We start from the raw sequence: 16218 nt of genomic DNA, 5'->3' as shown, positions 1-16218 counted from the left end.
ATGCGAAGCAAAAGAAGAGACATGGACGTTTTTAAACGACGGGATTCTGAAAAGTTTTTCTTCATAATGAATGATTTGGTAAATTAATGATAAGTTAATGATAATAGTTTGTTCTAATAAATAGAACAACAAAGATACAGTGAAATAAATCATGTTATCTGGAAAATAGTTTCTATACTGTGAAAATATATTATTCGTTTCTTTGTAACGGGAAGCAAGGCTAAACCTTAAGTTTGAGATGCCCCAGGCATCCCATTAGTTTGCCCTAGGCAAACCATTGGAATGCCTGGGGCATACCAGTGGGATGACACCGACCTTTTTACATCAATAAAAGAAGAGAGATGAAGAAACGAATTATGTTTGAGAAAGAATGCACGGAAGAATGTGCGGAGTGGATGGTGGACCGGNNGATGGTGGACCGGATAGAAAGTCTGGTCAGTTATATGCAATATGGGCATGCCCTGATTGCATACAAACGGCAGGACGGGGCATTCCGCCTGGCTATGGGAACGCTGATATACTATGAGCGGACATTCGGTAAAGGAGCCTTTGATTTGAAAAAGATCAAAGGCGGAAACCTGATTTATTGGGATGTGGAAGCGCAGGGTTGGAGAAACCTGCTGGTAGAAAACTTTTTAGAATGGAGGCCTATTGTATGAGTTGGAAGTATATTATGATTCACTGTACGGCAACCCCGGCGGAACGGGAACTTACGGTAGCTGATATTGATCGCTATCACCGGGAAAGAGGATTCAAAAGTATTGGCTATCATTTTGTGATCCATCAGGACGGAAGGATAGAAGAAGGGCGATCCCTGACACAAAAAGGGGCACATTGTTATGGATGGAATAGCTCGGCTATAGGCATAGCATATGTTGGTGGGCTGGACAAAGAAGGAAATCCGGCGGATACACGGACGGAAGCACAAAAGGTTGCTATCCGTGAGTTAGTGAGGAGGCTTTGTACACTAATCGAAATCAAACGGGTGTTGGGACATAATGAGGTGTCGGATAAAGCGTGCCCGTGCTACGATGTAAGAAAAGAGAATTTTGAATTTTGAATTATGGGGGTTGAACCGCAGAGTTACGCAGATTAACGCGGAGTATAAGTTTTCCTGCGGCATCGTGAATCTGGCTCCGGCGCCTCGCCGGTTCTCCTCCTGCCCGAGGAAGAGTACCCCGAAGGGGGAGGTGGTGGGAGCAATTTACATCATAACCCTACAAAAAGACTTAACTTAACGACATAGAATAGGAGTAAGCTCCTACACACATTATCCCATTTTTTTTGCAAAAATTAGTTAAAAATGACCTCCACATTAAACCTCTTCTTCTTCTTTTCGTCATATACTTAGTTGCAACACTGAAAAGAATTGTATAACGAGTAAATGAACAAAGAAATGAAAAAGATAACATTACTATTCATCGCCTTATTGACAACCGGAACCATGATTATGGCGCAAGGCGGGCCAAGAGGTGGACAAAGAAATATGGACCCTAAAGACCGTGCCGAGCGCATGACCGAACGCATGGTCAAAGAGTATTCCCTGAGCGATGCCCAGAAAGCGCAACTCTACGACGTAAACCTGGCAATGGCCGAGAAAATGACTCCTCCCAGGAAGATGGATGCTAACAAAGAAGCTAAAAAGGATGCCAAGATAAAAGGTAAAGCATGTTGCGAGAACTGCGCAAATTGCGATAGCTGCAAGGTTGCTCCGAAAGATAAAAGAGGAAAGCATGCAAAACACGGTAAATCCGGTAAAATGGATAACAAACCATCTAAAGAAGATCGGGAGAAAATGATGGGAGCCATGAAGCAATCTCGTGAAGATTATAACGCAAAGATCGAGAAAATCTTCACCAAAGAACAATATGAAGCCTATACAAAGAAACAGGCAGAACGCCAGAAACGTATGGGCGAAAAAGGCCAAAGAGGTGAAAGAGGCCAAAGACCACAAAGAACAAACAGTTAAATAAAATAAGTTTAGTTTAGTTTTCAGTAGGAACTTTTTATGTGAGAAAGGCGTAGTCCCAAATAGCGGGCTGCGCTTTTTTTGTGTACCATGCTTGCGAGTCGTGGATTTTCCGTATGTTTGCAGAAAGTCTCTTCATATTAACCATTGCGGAACATACCATAACGTATTTTTGTTATAACCTAAATTAAAATCATATGCAAATGAAACACTATTTTTTTCTATTGGCTTTGCTTCTTTGTTTTACATCGTGTAATGACAATAACGATCCCGATCTGCCGACAAACACAGAGCACACGTTACTTATGTATCTGCCCTGGTCGGGTGATGCGACCGAATCGGGAGGGTGGTATAATCTCATCAGTTACTTCTATAACAATATAACAGACATAGAAAATTCTATTAAAAAGCATGGACTCAGTTCGGAGCGGGTGCTTGTGTTTATAAGTACCTCGCCAACTAAGGCTACACTCTTCGAAATAGAACATAAGAAAGGACAAATTACACGCCAGACATTGAAAGAGTATACGAACCCGGCATTTACAACGGCGGCGGGCATTACTTCAATACTGAAAGATGTAATTGCTTTTGCTCCCGCCGATAAATATTCTATGACGGTGGGGTGTCATGGAATGGGATGGATACCTGTTCAACCGTCAAGTCGTTCGTATAGTACTGAAAAGATGCATTGGGAATATAAAAACGGTCCTATGACCCGTTATTTCGGAGGTTCGGTAACTCAATTCCGAACGGACATAAGCACCTTTGCCCAAGGCATTTCGGATGCAGGAATAAAAATGGAGTATATCCTTTTTGACGATTGTTATTTGTCGACTGTCGAAGTGGCGTATGACCTAAAAGATGCCGCCGATTATATCATTGCCTGTCCTACCGAAATCATGGCTCATGGTATGCCGTATGATTTGATTGGCCATTATCTTCTTAGCAATCCTGATTATGAAAGTATTGTAAATACCTTTTATGACTTCTATAGCACTTATACTTACGAAGGCGACCCCTATCCTCATGGAACGATCGGAGTTACCCGTTGTGCGGAACTTGATAACCTGGCGAAGGTTATGAAGGAAATTAATTCAAAGTACACGTTCGATACTTCGCTTCTAAATTCCATACAAGATATGGACGGGTATACACCTACCATTTTCTTCGATTGTGGCGATTATGTAGCCAAACTCTGTACTGATCCCGGTCTGCTAAGCAATTTCCGGGAACAACTGAATCGTACTGTGCCTTATAAAGCGCATACAGAGTATTACTACAGTAGTTCGTCGGGAAAGAAGAAGATAAATGCATACTCGGGCATCACTATTTCCGACCCAAGTGTAAGTTCAACAGCATCAGCAAAGATGAATACGGCTTGGTACAAAGCAACGCATTAGGATATATCTGTTACATTTCTCTTAATCTCCGGATTCAGTTAGTTGCTGTGTGCCTGTAGTAGGGCCGTGGACAATGAGTTTGCCATCTTCCCGGCCTTCTATTCTGTCCATAAATACCATCCGGTCGTCTCCGGTTTTCGTGGTACGCCCATGATATACACACAGCATTTGTTTGTCGGGCAAGGTGAGTATCATGTTGTGCCCCGTGCCGGTTACGCTTCCGCCGGTTTCTGTATTTTTTTGTAATATTGGGTTGTCTGCCGATTTTTCGAAAGGCCCTAATGGATGATTGGATGTGGCATAACCAACTGCATAATTGGCACCGCCGAAGAAGTTGGCCGAGTACATCATATAATATGTAGCGTTCTCTTTAAAGATAAACGAACCTTCTGTCCACCGTCTGTTTACTTCCTTGCTGGTCACGGAACGGCTTTCCCATTCGGTTTGCGGATTATTCATTTTTACCGGCGGACGTAATAATAATATCGGTTCGCCGATGATGCCCGAATAAAATGATTTGCCGTAGGGGCGGGCCTTGTGTCCGCTCTTGATACCGAATGGTGAAACTGAGGATACCCCTTACTGTTATACGCCAATCCTTCAATAAAGTCTATAGCAATTTAACAATTCAACCGCCTTTTCGGATTGCCCCTATTTACTTCGTAGAGAGTGCTCTGTCTGAAAAAAAATAAGGCGTCCCCCAGAGAGGACGCCTTATCATAACTATGGACTTTATTGTGCTGATTATACAATACCTTGAGCCATCATCGCTTTCGCAACCTTCATAAATCCGGCAACGTTAGCACCTTTAACGTAGTTGATGTAACCATCTTCTTCGGTACCATATTTCACACACGCTTCGTGAATATCCTGCATGATTGTTTTCAGTTTAGCGTCTACTTCTTCTTTGCTCCAGCTTAGTTTGATAGAGTTCTGAGTCATTTCAAGACCTGAAACGGATACACCACCAGCGTTAGCCGCTTTACCCGGAGCATACAGAATCTTAGCATCCTGGAATACTTTAATTGCTTCGGGCGTTGAAGGCATGTTAGCACCTTCGGCCACGGCAATACATCCGTTAGCAACAAGCGCCTGAGCGTGGTCGCCGTTCAATTCGTTTTGAGTTGCACATGGAAGAGCCACGTCGCATTTTTCGCCCCATGGTTTTGCTCCTTCTACATATTTGCAACCATATTTGTCTGCATACTCGCGGATACGTCCACGGTACATATTTTTCAGTTCCATTACATAATCCAGCTTTTCGCGGTCGATACCGGCAGGATCGTAAATATAACCATCAGAGTCTGAAAGCGTAACTACCTTACCGCCAAGTTCCAGCACTTTTTCGGCAGCGTATTGCGCCACGTTGCCCGAACCTGAGATGGTACATACTTTACCTTTCAGGTCTGTACCTTTGGTTTTCAGCATTTCCATCAGGAAGTAAAGCGTACCGTAACCCGTTGCTTCCGGACGGATCAGAGAACCACCAAATTCACGGCCTTTACCAGTGAATGTGCCTGTAAATTCGTGGCTCAACTTCTTGTACATACCGTACATATAGCCCACTTCGCGACCGCCTACACCGATATCGCCGGCAGGAACGTCAGTGTCAGGGCCAATGTGACGCCATAGTTCAAGCATGAAAGCCTGAGTAAAGCGCATAACCTCTGCATTGCTTTTACCGCGGGGAGAGAAGTCCGAACCACCTTTACCACCACCCATCGGAAGGGTAGTCAGTGAGTTTTTGAATGTTTGTTCGAATGCAAGGAATTTCAGAATCCCAAGGTTTACCGAAGCGTGGAAACGTAAACCGCCTTTGTAAGGGCCAATGGCGTTGTTGTGTTGTACACGATAGCCCATATTGGTCTGTACATTGCCTTTATCATCAACCCATGTAACACGGAATTGATACACTCTTTCGGGAATACAAAGACGTTCGATAAGATTTGCTTTATCAAATTCAGGATATTTGTTATACTCGTCTTCAATAGTAGCAAGTACTTCTTCTACTGCCTGATGATACTCTGGCTCATTGGGGAACCGTCTTTTCAAATCGTCTAATACCTTAGCTGCATTCATAACTTGTTCTTTTAATTGGTTGTTATTTAATTCTGAATATAATCTTCTGTAGAACTTCGTAGCGGCATGTCGCCGTTTCCGGTTGCAAAAGTATATATAAAAATTAAACCGGCAAACAAAAAAACAATAAAAGTTCAATAAAAGTAGCTTTTTGTCCGAGAAATAAATAAAAAAGAGTAAAAAGGATACTATTTTCTCTTTTTTAGAGACTTGTATATAGGAATGAATACAAAGGCGCCGGACATAAGTATGGTAACGATGACGGGACCGTCAATTCGTGGAGAAGAAACAAGAACAATGTAGCATAGTGCTACCCAAAGGAGCACTATGCAAACTATTTGTGATTTTGAAAGGGGGCGCTTCATATTAAGTTGAAAGTTGAAAGTTGAAAATTGAAAGTTGCCATGCGGCGTGAAAGTTGTTATAGGAAAAGTTACGATGCTTTAAAAGGTTTTCGGCATCGTAACTTTCAATTTTCAATTTTCAACTTATTAGCTACTATGGCATCAATAACGGCTACCGCAGTGATGTTGACGATTTCGCGTACTGAGCTTTCGTTATCGGTAAAGTGGATCGGCTTATTCAATCCCATCTGGATAGGCCCGATCAGTTCGCTGTCTGTCATTGCCTGGATGAACTTATATCCTGAGTTGGCCGAGCTTAGATTAGGGAATATTAATGTATTTACATCTTTTCCCAGCAAACGGGTAAATGGATATTTTGTATCGCGAAGCTCACGATTCATCGCAAAGTTAACCTGCATCTCACCGTCAATGGCCATATCCGGGTAGTTCTTTTGCATATATTCCACTGCTTTATGAACCTTAGCCGGGCTTCCCGACTGATCGGCGCCAAAGTTAGAATAAGACAGCATGGCGATAACCGGCTTGTGATTAAAGAAACGAACGGTTTGCTCGGCCAGGCGGGCAACATCGGTCAGGGTTTCTTCGTTCGGGTGACGGTTGATCAACGTGTCGGCCAGGAAGTATGTTCCCTTTTTCGAATTCAAGATATGCATAGTAGCAAAATGCTTGTATTCCGGACGAATACCTATCACTTCTTTAGCAACTTTAATGGTATTGCTGTATTTAGTGTACAATCCGGTGATGAATGCATCGGCATCGCCGGTTTCCACCATCATCATACCAAAGTAGTTACGCTCGAACATCTTGTCGTTAGCCTCTTCGTAGGTTGCACCTTCGCGGGCACGTTTTTCGGCAAGGATATGCGCATAACGCTCGCGACGGGCAGCTTCGCGGTCGTGGCGAAGGTTTACGATTTCAATACCGTCCAGACTAAGGTCAAGTTCTTTGGCCAGTTTCTCAATACGCTCATCGTTGCCCAGTAGCACAGGGTGGCAGATGCCTTCGGCCTTAGCTTCAACCGCGGCTTTCAGCATATTAGGGTGACCACCTTCGGCAAATACCACGCGCTGTGGAGCCGTACGTGCTGTGTCATATAATTGACGGGTAAGTTTAGATTCATATCCCATCAATTCGCGTAAACGCACTTGGTAAGCATCCCAATCTTCGATTGTTTTGCGGGCAACGCCCGATTCAATGGCAGCTTTTGCTACCGCCATAGATACTTCAGTGATCAGACGTGGATCAACAGGTTTCGGAATGAAGTATTCGGGTCCGAAAGTCAGATTGTTTACTTTGTATGCTGCATTAACTACATCAGGAACCGGTTGTTTCGCCAGTCCTGCGATAGCATATACGGCAGCTTTCTTCATCTCTTCGTTGATGGCTGTAGCGTTCGTGTCCAAAGCCCCGCGGAAGATATAAGGGAACCCGATTACATTATTAATCTGGTTCGGATAGTCGGAACGTCCTGTAGCCATCAATACATCCGGACGCGACGACATGGCGTCTTCATATGAAATCTCCGGAGTTGGATTGGCCAAGGCAAATACGATAGGAGAGGTAGCCATGCTACGAATCATATCTTTTGATACGACATTACCTTTTGACAAACCAAGGAATACATCGGCGCCTTTTATGGCTTCTTCCAATGTTTTAATATCCGTGCGGTCTGTAGCAAAATAACGTTTCTGTTCGTTCAGGTCGGTGCGTGTTTTGTTGATAACGCCTTTACTGTCCACCATTACGATGTTTTCCAGACGTGCACCTAATGACACGTATAGTTTAGTACAAGATACGGCTGAGGCTCCTGCACCATTCACTACGATTTTTACGTTTTCAATCTTCTTTCCGGCCACTTCCAAAGCGTTCAAAAGTCCCGCACTTGAAATAATGGCTGTTCCGTGTTGGTCATCGTGCATTACCGGAATATCCAGTTCTTCTTTCAAACGGCGTTCGATCTCAAAACATTCAGGAGCTTTGATATCTTCCAGGTTGATACCTCCAAAAGTAGGAGCGATGGCTTTAACGGCCTGGATGAATTTTTCGGGGTCTTTCTCGTCCAATTCAATATCGAATACATCAATACCTGCATAGATTTTAAAAAGAAGACCTTTACCTTCCATTACGGGTTTACCACTCAAAGCGCCTATGTCGCCCAATCCAAGCACGGCTGTACCGTTAGAGATTACTGCAACAAGATTACCTTTCGCTGTATATTTATACGCAGTTTGCGGATCTTTTTCAATTTCGAGACAAGGTTCGGCTACCCCGGGAGAGTAGGCTAGTGACAAATCTTTCTGAGTGCTGTACGGTTTGGTAGGCACTACTTCAATCTTACCAGGCTTTCCTTGTGAGTGATAAAGCAAAGCCTCTTCCTTGATTGTTTTAGCCATGACGTTTAATTTTATATGGTTTTTATGATAATCGGCCGCAAAGGTAGTGATAAAACTTTAAAATTGTAGGAGAAATGATGTTATTTATGCGAAATTGTTGTAATAAGATGCGGTTTTTGTTTAGGTTGTTGCATGAATATTCATAAAAGGGCGGTTCACGAACCGCCCTTACAGATAATCATTTCTATGTTGAATGTTATGCGTTCAATGCCTGTTCAATATCTGCAATAATATCATCTACATTCTCGATACCTACAGACAGACGGATATGGTCGGGACGTACGCCTGCCTCAATTAATTGTTCGTCAGTTAACTGGCGGTGTGTATGGCTTGCAGGGTGAAGCACGCAAGTACGGGCATCGGCAACGTGTGTTACAATAGCTACAAGTTCGAGGCTATCCATAAATTTAATAGAAACCTCACGACCACCTTTCAATCCAAAAGATATAACTCCGCAAGAACCGTTAGGCATGTATTTCTGTGCCAGATCGTAGTACTTATTACCGGGTAGGCTACAATAATTTACCCACGCAACTTTTTCGTTTGCTTCCAGATATTTGGCTACAGCCAGTGCATTGCTGCAATGTTGTTTCATGCGTAGGTGCAGGGTTTCCAGGCCTATATTCAGGAGGAATGCATTTTGTGGGCTTTGAATACTACCTAAGTCACGCATCAGTTGTGCTGTCGCCTTAGTGATATATGCACCTTTACCAAAAGCCTTAGTATAAGTCAGCCCATGATATGATTCATCCGGAGTACATAATCCCGGGAACTTATCAGCGTATGCGTCCCAATCAAAGTTACCACTGTCTACAATACATCCTCCTACGGCTGTGGCATGTCCATCCATGTATTTGGTGGTGGAATGTATCACAATGTCCGCTCCCCATTCGAATGGGCGGCAGTTGATTGGAGTAGGGAAGGTATTGTCAATGAGAAGAGGTACACCATTACTATGTGCTATACGGGCAAACTTTTCAATGTCCAGCACCTCAAGTGATGGATTAGAGATCGTTTCTCCGAATAATAGTTTGGTATTTGGGCGGAAAGCAGCAGAAATTTCTTCTTCCGAAGCATCCTGATTAACGAAAGTCACTTCAATGCCCAGTTTCTTCATTGTTACGCTGAAGAGGTTGAATGTTCCTCCGTAAAGTGCTGAAGAACAAACGAAATGGTCGCCTGCCTGACAGATATTGAAGATAGCATAGAAGTTGGCGGCCTGTCCGCTTGAAGTCAACATCGCTGCTACACCCCCTTCCAGGGCTGCGATTTTTGCTGCTACTGCATCGTTGGTCGGATTTTGCAGGCGGGTGTAAAAGTAACCAGCATCTTCGAGGTCGAACAAACGAGCCATCTGTTCGCTGGTATCGTATTTAAATGTTGTACTTTGATAGATTGGTAATACGCGTGGTTCTCCTTTTTTAGGTTGCCATCCAGCTTGCACGCAAAGCGTTTCGGGTTTAAATTGTTTCGACATAGGATGAATGATTAATGAATATTAAAACTCCGGCAAAGATAACAACTTGTATCCATTTATAATTTTTTCCTTCTCTTTTTTTCTTGTTCGAATGTATATCCAAGATTCCAGAACAAGTACTGTGCACTCCCGAAATTGGTGGCCCGAATGCCGAAGGTTCCAAAGAGATTATCCTGGAGGAATATCTTTACTCCAAGTATCTGATATAATCGTTCATCTTTTTTGTTGCCATGAATCACATCATATCCCAGATTTGCGAATACGGAATAGCCGGGCATGGACATCTCCCCTTTCAGGGATAATCCTACGGAGAACCGGTCTTTTACCTTGCCCATTTTGGTACGGTCGTGCATTTTATGGGTTTCGGGGTGTTCTTCCCGCCAACTGGTGATGCCCGAACTTTCATCGTAAGTAGCCTCAATACTTGGACCCCATTTATAGCGATAATTGCTGTTAATCATATAAGCATAACTTAGCCCAAGTACTTTAAACCTTCGGTCAGTGTATGGACTTGCCAATCCTGTACCAGTTGTATCTACCGTTGCTTCGCGTGAAGATATCAATAACATAAAGTCATGGTTGATTTTCTTTTTGAAAGCAAGAGTAGGGTGAGGGTTGGATAGGAGTGTTGCCGGTTCTTCCCGGTTAAAATAGTATGCCAATTCAACAAATGCGTTAGCCATATTCAGTCCCCGGTTGGGCAATGAAGAAGCGCCATTGGAAAAGTGTGTGAAACCTAATCCGGTGCTTAGATCCCACCTTTTAGATAATCTCCATTTCAGGAACAGATTACCGCCCACGTGTACATTTACGCTTGATCCTAATGCTATATTGTCCGGGTTGTCGAAAGCGTCGTAATGTTTCCAGTTGAAGGATGCTCCCAGATTCCATTCATAGTTTAATGATAATTTCGGTTTGAATTGATGCAATGTCGCTCCCTGGAACAGGAAGAGTGAGAATGGCGTGCCCAAATCGTGATTCCGGTAGAAATTGGCCACATACAAACCGATTCCCATTGTAGGCAACCCATAGGCGTAATCTTTCCAGTTGTCGCCTTTGGATGTAATGCCATATTTAAGAGTAAATGCTGTATAATGGGGTATGCGGTAATCTCCTGAAACGAATTTGTTGGTAGGGAAAACCAAACCATCGGCGGCATTAACTGCCAGATAGTGAGGAAACTTACTTTTTATTGAGTCACCGGCATAAGAGGATAGGCAATATAAAATAATGAATAGAAAAGTTGAGGCCCGTTTTTTCATTCTGGTTTGATTTAGGCCACAAATATAATGGTTTTCTACCGCTTTTTCTTGCCGAAAAAAGATTTAATGAGTTGTTTGCCTAGCGGAATAAGGAAAGCTGAGGCTACCGTTCCGATGACTTTATTCCGTTGCCGGGTGGCTTGTTCCTGGGCTTTTGCCTGTGCTACCGCATCCTTTTGATCTTGTATGTGATTGAGCTTTTCGGTTAAGATCTCGTATGCCGATTCACGATCTATGGTTTGTGCATAATGCCTGTATAACAACGATCCGGTGACCATTGCTTTACGCTCTTCGGGCGTGATAGGACCTATTTGTCCTTCCGGTGGTAAGATAAAAGCTCTTTCAACGGGTTGTGGTGCTCCTTTTTCATCCAGAAAAGACACAAGTGCTTCGCCTGTTCCTAATTCGGATATGGCTTTCTCCGTATCAAAAGCCGGATTGGCACGGAAACTTTGTGCGGCTACCTTTAATGCTTTCTGATCTTTGGGGGTGTATGCCCGCAGAGCATGTTGAATGCGATTCCCTAGTTGCGCCAGCACAGTATCAGGAATATCCGCCGGACTTTGTGTTACAAAATAAACTCCGACACCTTTGGAACGGATCAGCCGCACCACTTGTTCTATCTTTTCGACCAGTGCTTTGGGTGCATCATTGAACAGCAGGTGTGCTTCGTCGAAGAAGAATACCAACTTGGGTTTATCTGGGTCGCCCACTTCGGGCAGCGTATCGAACAACTTGGTCATCATCCAAAGCAGGAATGTGGAATATACTTTGGGTGAATTCATTAATTTATCGGCTGCCAGGATATTAATGATACCTTTATCTCCTTCGGTCTGGATTAAATCGTCCAGGTTGAGTTCCGGTTCTCCAAAGAACTGACCGGCTCCATCCTGTTCCAGTTGGAGTAATCCCCGTTGAATGGCTCCAATGCTTGCCGTAGATATGTTGCCATAGTTGGTGGTAAATGCATTGTTGTTATTGCCAATGTATTCGACTATTTTCTGAAGATCTTTCAAATCTATGAGGTCCAGATTCTGGTCTTTGGCTATTTTGAAGATAATGCTTAGAACTGCACTTTGTGTATCATTCAGTTGAAGCAAACGGGAGAATAGGGTAGGTCCCATATCTGTTACAGAAGCACGTACCGGAACACCTTGTTCTCCGAATACATCCCAGAATTGAACGGGAAAGGCTTGGAATGTAAATCCTTTATCGAATAGTTTGTATGATTCTACCCGCTTGGTTACACTGTCTTTGTTGCCACCGGTTTTAGCTACTCCCGATAAATCTCCTTTGACGTCGGCAGCAAACACCGGTACGCCCATAGCACTGAAGGTTTCCGCAAGATTCTGAAGAGTCACGGTCTTTCCGGTCCCTGTAGCTCCGGTGATCAGCCCATGACGATTTGCCTTATTGGGTAATATGCATACCTCTTTTTCTCCGGCTATGGCTATATATGCTCTTTTGTCTTTGTCGTACATAATTTTAGGAGTTAGTAGTCAGAAGTTAGAAGTTAGTAGTCAGAAGTTAGAAGCTGGGTTTTATCTTTGGCCTGTGATATCATTTCGTTCATTGGCCTAACTACTTACTTCTAACTTCTGACTTCTAATTAAACACTCCGTGGCATTTGATTGTTTATACCTAAAACAAATAATAGTACAATTATGATTATCACACATTTTACGGATAACGATCTATATAAATACTCTGTTATGTTGGCCATACAGAAGCTATATCCGTGGGCATACGTCAGATATGAATTTATTAATCGTGGAGATACGGCTTTTCCTAAAGGCTTTGCCGAGGAACTGAAAAAAGAAGTGATGGCTATGGCGAGTCTTAAAATGACTAAGCCCGAGAAAGAATTCATGATTCGCCGTTGCTACTTCTTTGATCCTGCTTTTATTGATTTTCTGGAAGGGTATCAGTATGATCCCAGCGAGGTGCACATTAAACAAGAGGGTGGAGATTTGAAAATACGGATAGAGGGGTATTGGTATCGTACTGTTCTTTGGGAAGTCCCCCTGATGGCTATTATCTCCGAGCTTTATTTTAAAATGACTGGAATAGAGCCTCAGAATGTAAAAGAGAAAGCGGTTGAAAAGGCTTTTCAGCTGAGACAGATGGAGGCTGATTTCTCGGATTTCGGAACCCGCAGGCGTTTCTCTTTTGATGTACACGATAAGGTGGTTTCTTATTTGAAGATGTATTCCAGTAAATTCTTTAAAGGTACGAGCAATATGTATCTGGCCATGAAGTACGATACAACCCCCATTGGTACTATGCCACACGAATGGTTTATGTTTCATGGTGCTGTTTATGGTTATCGTGCTGCTACAGTTAAGGCTCTTGATGCCTGGGTGGATGCGTATCAGGGTAGTTTGGGGATTACGCTGACGGATACTTATACTACTGATGTGTTCTACGAACAGTTTGGCCAGAAGCAGGCTAAGTTATTCGACGGGGTGCGTTGGGATAGCGGAGATCCGCTTGTCTTTACCGATAAGACGGTAGAGTTTTATAAAAGTAAACGCATAGATCCTCTTTCCAAAACTATTGTGTACAGCGATTCGTTAAACCTGGAAAGGGTGCAGGAGATAAAGGCTTATGTAAATGGTCGGATACACGATACGTATGGTATAGGTACTTTCTTCTCGAATGATGTAGGCGCCAAGCCTCTGAATATGGTTATAAAACTAAGTGAGGTGAAGTATGACCGGCGTCAGAAGTTTCAATATGCCATAAAATTGTCGGACGTGCAAGGTAAGCATACCGGAAACACGAAAGAAATAGAATTAACGAAGCGTACGCTGGGAATCAGGTGATAATTTCTACCTTTGTTCTTTGATAAAGCAAAAATGGTATGGATATAAAAGAATACTTGCCTCAGATCATAGCTTCGGCTATTTTGATTGTACTGTTGCCTGTTTCGCGTTATTTGTTTTCTAAGATTGTTGTGAAATCGGGGCATATTATTCAAATGCCCGAAGCTCGCATTCTGCAAGTGAGGAAGGTGGTTAGTATTATTATAAATATCCTTTTCTTTCTCTCTTTGGGCATAATCTGGGGAGTAAATCCGGATAATATTCTTCTGGGACTTTCTTCTGTTTTTGCTGTAATTGGAGTTGCTTTCTTTGCACAGTGGTCTATATTGAGTAATATTACAGCGGGCATAATTATGTTCTTTAATGCTCCTTTTAAGGTGGGCGATCGCATTCATATTATTGATAAAGATATACCTATTGTTGCTACCATCGAGAATATCCAGACGTTTTATACGCACATCCGGACGGAAGAGGGTGAATTGATCGTGATTCCTAATAACCTTTTTCTGCAGAAGATTGTTTCTGTGGTGGAGAAGGGGTAAGGATCAGGGGGGATGGTTTTGAGTATTTCAATCCGTTTTACACATTTCCTTTCTGTTTTGCGATAACCCTTTTACATTTCCCGGAAATCTCTATTATATCCATTCTCAGAATCTCTGTGCGGGGAAATGACTTCTCTGCATATTTTAATCCCACAACCTTGTCATCGGGTGAGTATTTATCAAGGATTAACTCCAATGCATGCATCTTTTCCTCGTCGGATAAACCTACAGTTATTGTTCCCCTGGCTATTACACTTTGATAGGCCGTGGTGAATTGATGCGAAATAACCTGTGTATGCCCCACAACGCAGAAAGATACCTGATTGTTCTTTTGGAGTATACGCAGTTTTTCTCCTTCCGGGGCGCAGTGGAAGTAAATTTTATCTTCTTCAACGGCATAGCTCAACGGGATTCCATAACCTGAGTTATTTTCAGATACCATGGACAGGAATCCGTATTCTCCTTCTTTTAACAGGGTTATGCCTTCCGCTTCTGATAACAGGCGGTCTTGCCGGCGAATGGAGTTATTATTGTATTTCATTGTTTCTTAGATGTGTATTGGGTTATATCGTTCTTCTTAATATTGGTGAATGATTGGTAAAAGTATGGATTAATGGAATATATTTGCATATAAAACGAAGAAAATTATGATCGGACGGGCAAAACTTGTTGGCATATTGGTAATTGCTGTTGTAGTTGGGATTTTGTTTTTGGGCAATTCAAATCATACGGATACTGGCATCTCTGAAGAGGAAGATTCTACACAGGAGGTTATTTCTGTATCTGCACTGCCAAATCGTCTCCGGGCGAAAGCCGATTCTGCCAGAGCTTATTGTAAACAGCACGCTTTTAACACGGACTATTGCTTTCTGGTGGATTTCAGCCTTCATTCGGGAAAGAAACGCTTCTTTGTTTGGGATTTCAAAGGTGATTCTATAAAACATTCAAGTCTTTGTGCGCATGGTTATGGCAAGAATAGTACTGTCGCCGAGCCGGAATTCAGTAATGTAGAAGGTAGTTATTGTTCTTCTTTAGGAAAGTATAAAGTAGGCATTCGTTCGTATAGTAAATGGGGAATCAATGTGCATTATAAACTACATGGCCTGGAAAAAACAAACAGTAATGCCTATAAGCGTATTGTAGTGCTCCATTCGTTTGAACCGATTCCGGATGAAGAAACCTATCCGGTATATCTGCCGCTGGGGATGAGTCAGGGATGCCCTGTTATCTCTGATGAAACCATGAGGCAGGTCGATAAAATGCAAAAGTCGGCAGGGAAGCCGACTTTGCTTTGGATATATAATTGATGGTTTATAATGAAGTTTTCTCCGATGGTTTAAGGTCATTGTATTGTATGATCAGGTCGTTATCGGCCTGTATATTTACGTGTTTGAACTCTTCGTCAAAGTTGAACCAACACCTGAAATGCCCCAGATCGGAATAGCGGAACACATCTTCATACGCCCAGGTAGAGTCCTCGATGGCCGGTTTGAAGAACGAAGTATTTAGCGTATATTCTCCGGTTTCGCTCATTAATGCTTGCCGGTAAGCGCTATGTAGGGCATAACTGACGTCTGCATAAGCGAGTTTAAACAGGTATTTATCTTTGAATTTCTTCAGGATTTCGTTTACGCTTTCAGCAATAAATACCATATTATAATATGGGTCGTTGGCAAGTTCACTTGGCACTACGTTACTTTCGGCAGGAGTGAAAGTTGCGCTTTGGAGTTCGAACGTTTCATCCTGATGGGCTACCTGCACAATGATGAATTTGGCATGGTGCAGTGACTTCTCCTTCTTTTCCTGTTCTATCAAATCGGACATGGCTTTGTATGCCTGATTGAAGTTGTTTTCTAGAATACTCATATGTTTTGTTTTAGGTTATTTCTTAATGAAACAACCTGTA

The 16218-nt window shown here is 42.8% G+C and carries 14 protein-coding genes and 1 pseudogene; 7 read left to right on the top strand and 8 right to left on the bottom strand.

Going from position 1 to position 16218, the window contains the following annotated elements:
* Positions 1-341: 341 nt before the first annotated feature.
* The 4 genes from D0T87_RS16905 to D0T87_RS16890 all read left to right on the top strand — a co-directional run bounded on the left by D0T87_RS16905 (position 342) and on the right by D0T87_RS16890 (position 3369).
* A complete protein-coding gene (locus D0T87_RS16905) occupies positions 342-659 on the top strand; it encodes an SH3 beta-barrel fold-containing protein (RefSeq protein ID WP_163176300.1) in 318 nt (105 codons plus the stop codon).
* On the top strand, positions 641-1060 hold the full coding sequence (locus D0T87_RS16900; RefSeq protein WP_239063733.1) for an N-acetylmuramoyl-L-alanine amidase: 420 nt from the start codon (positions 641-643) through the stop codon (positions 1058-1060). The genes D0T87_RS16905 and D0T87_RS16900 overlap by 19 nt, the downstream gene beginning before the upstream one ends.
* 336 nt (positions 1061-1396) lie before the next feature.
* Positions 1397-1969 carry a DUF4890 domain-containing protein gene (locus D0T87_RS16895; protein WP_163176299.1) on the top strand — a complete coding sequence of 191 codons (573 nt, stop codon included), beginning with the start codon at positions 1397-1399 and terminating at the stop codon, positions 1967-1969.
* A 197-nt stretch (positions 1970-2166) separates the two neighbouring features.
* Positions 2167-3369, top strand: a complete 1203-nt coding sequence (locus D0T87_RS16890) for a clostripain-related cysteine peptidase (RefSeq protein WP_163176298.1) — start codon at positions 2167-2169, stop codon at positions 3367-3369.
* Positions 3370-3390: 21 nt separating this feature from the next.
* On the opposite strand, the pseudogene D0T87_RS16885 reads toward D0T87_RS16890, so the two are convergent.
* The 6 genes and pseudogenes from D0T87_RS16885 to D0T87_RS16860 all read right to left on the bottom strand — a co-directional run.
* Positions 3391-3870 (bottom strand): annotated as a pseudogene (locus D0T87_RS16885) (family 43 glycosylhydrolase); the annotation flags it as partial.
* A 243-nt stretch (positions 3871-4113) separates the two neighbouring features.
* A complete protein-coding gene (locus D0T87_RS16880; protein WP_163176296.1) occupies positions 4114-5448 on the bottom strand; it encodes an NADP-specific glutamate dehydrogenase in 1335 nt (444 codons plus the stop codon).
* Between the two features lie 469 nt (positions 5449-5917).
* The gene (locus D0T87_RS16875) at positions 5918-8206 is read right to left on the bottom strand and encodes an NADP-dependent malic enzyme (RefSeq protein ID WP_163176295.1); all 2289 of its coding nucleotides are present in this window, start codon (positions 8204-8206) and stop codon (positions 5918-5920) included.
* Positions 8207-8402: 196 nt separating this feature from the next.
* Complete coding sequence (locus D0T87_RS16870; protein WP_163176294.1) at positions 8403-9683, bottom strand: O-acetylhomoserine aminocarboxypropyltransferase/cysteine synthase family protein; 1281 nt, start codon at positions 9681-9683, stop codon at positions 8403-8405.
* A 56-nt stretch (positions 9684-9739) separates the two neighbouring features.
* Positions 9740-10945 (bottom strand): acyloxyacyl hydrolase, encoded by a 1206-nt coding sequence (locus D0T87_RS16865; protein WP_163176293.1) that lies wholly within the window; start codon positions 10943-10945, stop codon positions 9740-9742.
* A gap of 35 nt (positions 10946-10980) precedes the next feature.
* The gene (locus tag D0T87_RS16860; protein WP_163176292.1) at positions 10981-12426 is read right to left on the bottom strand and encodes a helicase HerA-like domain-containing protein; all 1446 of its coding nucleotides are present in this window, start codon (positions 12424-12426) and stop codon (positions 10981-10983) included.
* Between the two features lie 183 nt (positions 12427-12609).
* Between D0T87_RS16860 and pncB the strand changes: the two genes are divergently transcribed.
* Both pncB and D0T87_RS16850 read left to right on the top strand, forming a co-directional pair.
* Positions 12610-13770: a nicotinate phosphoribosyltransferase gene (gene pncB, locus D0T87_RS16855; RefSeq protein ID WP_163176291.1), complete on the top strand. Its 1161-nt coding sequence runs from the start codon at positions 12610-12612 to the stop codon at positions 13768-13770.
* 38 nt (positions 13771-13808) lie between these two features.
* Entirely contained in the window at positions 13809-14312 is a 504-nt protein-coding gene (locus D0T87_RS16850) for a mechanosensitive ion channel domain-containing protein (RefSeq protein ID WP_163176290.1), read from the top strand.
* Positions 14313-14349: 37 nt separating this feature from the next.
* Here D0T87_RS16850 and D0T87_RS16845 read toward each other — a convergent pair whose 3' ends face one another.
* Positions 14350-14853: a pyridoxamine 5'-phosphate oxidase family protein gene (locus D0T87_RS16845; RefSeq protein WP_163176289.1), complete on the bottom strand. Its 504-nt coding sequence runs from the start codon at positions 14851-14853 to the stop codon at positions 14350-14352.
* A gap of 106 nt (positions 14854-14959) precedes the next feature.
* Here D0T87_RS16845 and D0T87_RS16840 point away from each other — a divergent pair, with 106 nt between their 5' ends.
* Positions 14960-15619, top strand: a complete 660-nt coding sequence (locus D0T87_RS16840) for a murein L,D-transpeptidase catalytic domain-containing protein (RefSeq protein WP_163176288.1) — start codon at positions 14960-14962, stop codon at positions 15617-15619.
* A 4-nt stretch (positions 15620-15623) separates the two neighbouring features.
* Here the strand turns inward: D0T87_RS16840 and D0T87_RS16835 are convergent, their stop codons facing one another.
* Positions 15624-16178 carry a hypothetical protein gene (locus D0T87_RS16835; RefSeq protein WP_163176287.1) on the bottom strand — a complete coding sequence of 185 codons (555 nt, stop codon included), beginning with the start codon at positions 16176-16178 and terminating at the stop codon, positions 15624-15626.
* Positions 16179-16218 lie beyond the last annotated feature (40 nt).

It is taken from the genome of Bacteroides sp. 51 (assembly GCF_010500965.1).
Classification (GTDB): Bacteria; Bacteroidota; Bacteroidia; order Bacteroidales; family Bacteroidaceae; genus Bacteroides.
The sequence above is the reverse complement of the archived record's forward strand: the minus strand, read 5'-3'. Positions and strand labels throughout refer to the sequence as shown.

Bases quoted from the DNA above. Each gene is read 5' to 3' on its own strand.
- D0T87_RS16845 (WP_163176289.1), bottom strand. From the start codon at position 14,853: ATGAAATACAATAATAACTCCATTCGCCGGCAAGACCGCCTGTTATCA.
- D0T87_RS16900 (WP_239063733.1), top strand. From the start codon at position 641: ATGGAGGCCTATTGTATGAGTTGGAAGTATATTATGATTCACTGTACG.
- D0T87_RS16840 (WP_163176288.1), top strand. From the start codon at position 14,960: ATGATCGGACGGGCAAAACTTGTTGGCATATTGGTAATTGCTGTTGTA.
- D0T87_RS16875 (WP_163176295.1), bottom strand. From the start codon at position 8,206: ATGGCTAAAACAATCAAGGAAGAGGCTTTGCTTTATCACTCACAAGGA.
- D0T87_RS16835 (WP_163176287.1), bottom strand. From the start codon at position 16,178: ATGAGTATTCTAGAAAACAACTTCAATCAGGCATACAAAGCCATGTCC.
- D0T87_RS16880 (WP_163176296.1), bottom strand. From the start codon at position 5,448: ATGAATGCAGCTAAGGTATTAGACGATTTGAAAAGACGGTTCCCCAAT.
- pncB (WP_163176291.1), top strand. From the start codon at position 12,610: ATGATTATCACACATTTTACGGATAACGATCTATATAAATACTCTGTT.
- D0T87_RS16850 (WP_163176290.1), top strand. From the start codon at position 13,809: ATGGATATAAAAGAATACTTGCCTCAGATCATAGCTTCGGCTATTTTG.
- D0T87_RS16895 (WP_163176299.1), top strand. From the start codon at position 1,397: ATGAAAAAGATAACATTACTATTCATCGCCTTATTGACAACCGGAACC.
- D0T87_RS16870 (WP_163176294.1), bottom strand. From the start codon at position 9,683: ATGTCGAAACAATTTAAACCCGAAACGCTTTGCGTGCAAGCTGGATGG.
- D0T87_RS16860 (WP_163176292.1), bottom strand. From the start codon at position 12,426: ATGTACGACAAAGACAAAAGAGCATATATAGCCATAGCCGGAGAAAAA.
- D0T87_RS16890 (WP_163176298.1), top strand. From the start codon at position 2,167: ATGCAAATGAAACACTATTTTTTTCTATTGGCTTTGCTTCTTTGTTTT.
- D0T87_RS16865 (WP_163176293.1), bottom strand. From the start codon at position 10,945: ATGAAAAAACGGGCCTCAACTTTTCTATTCATTATTTTATATTGCCTA.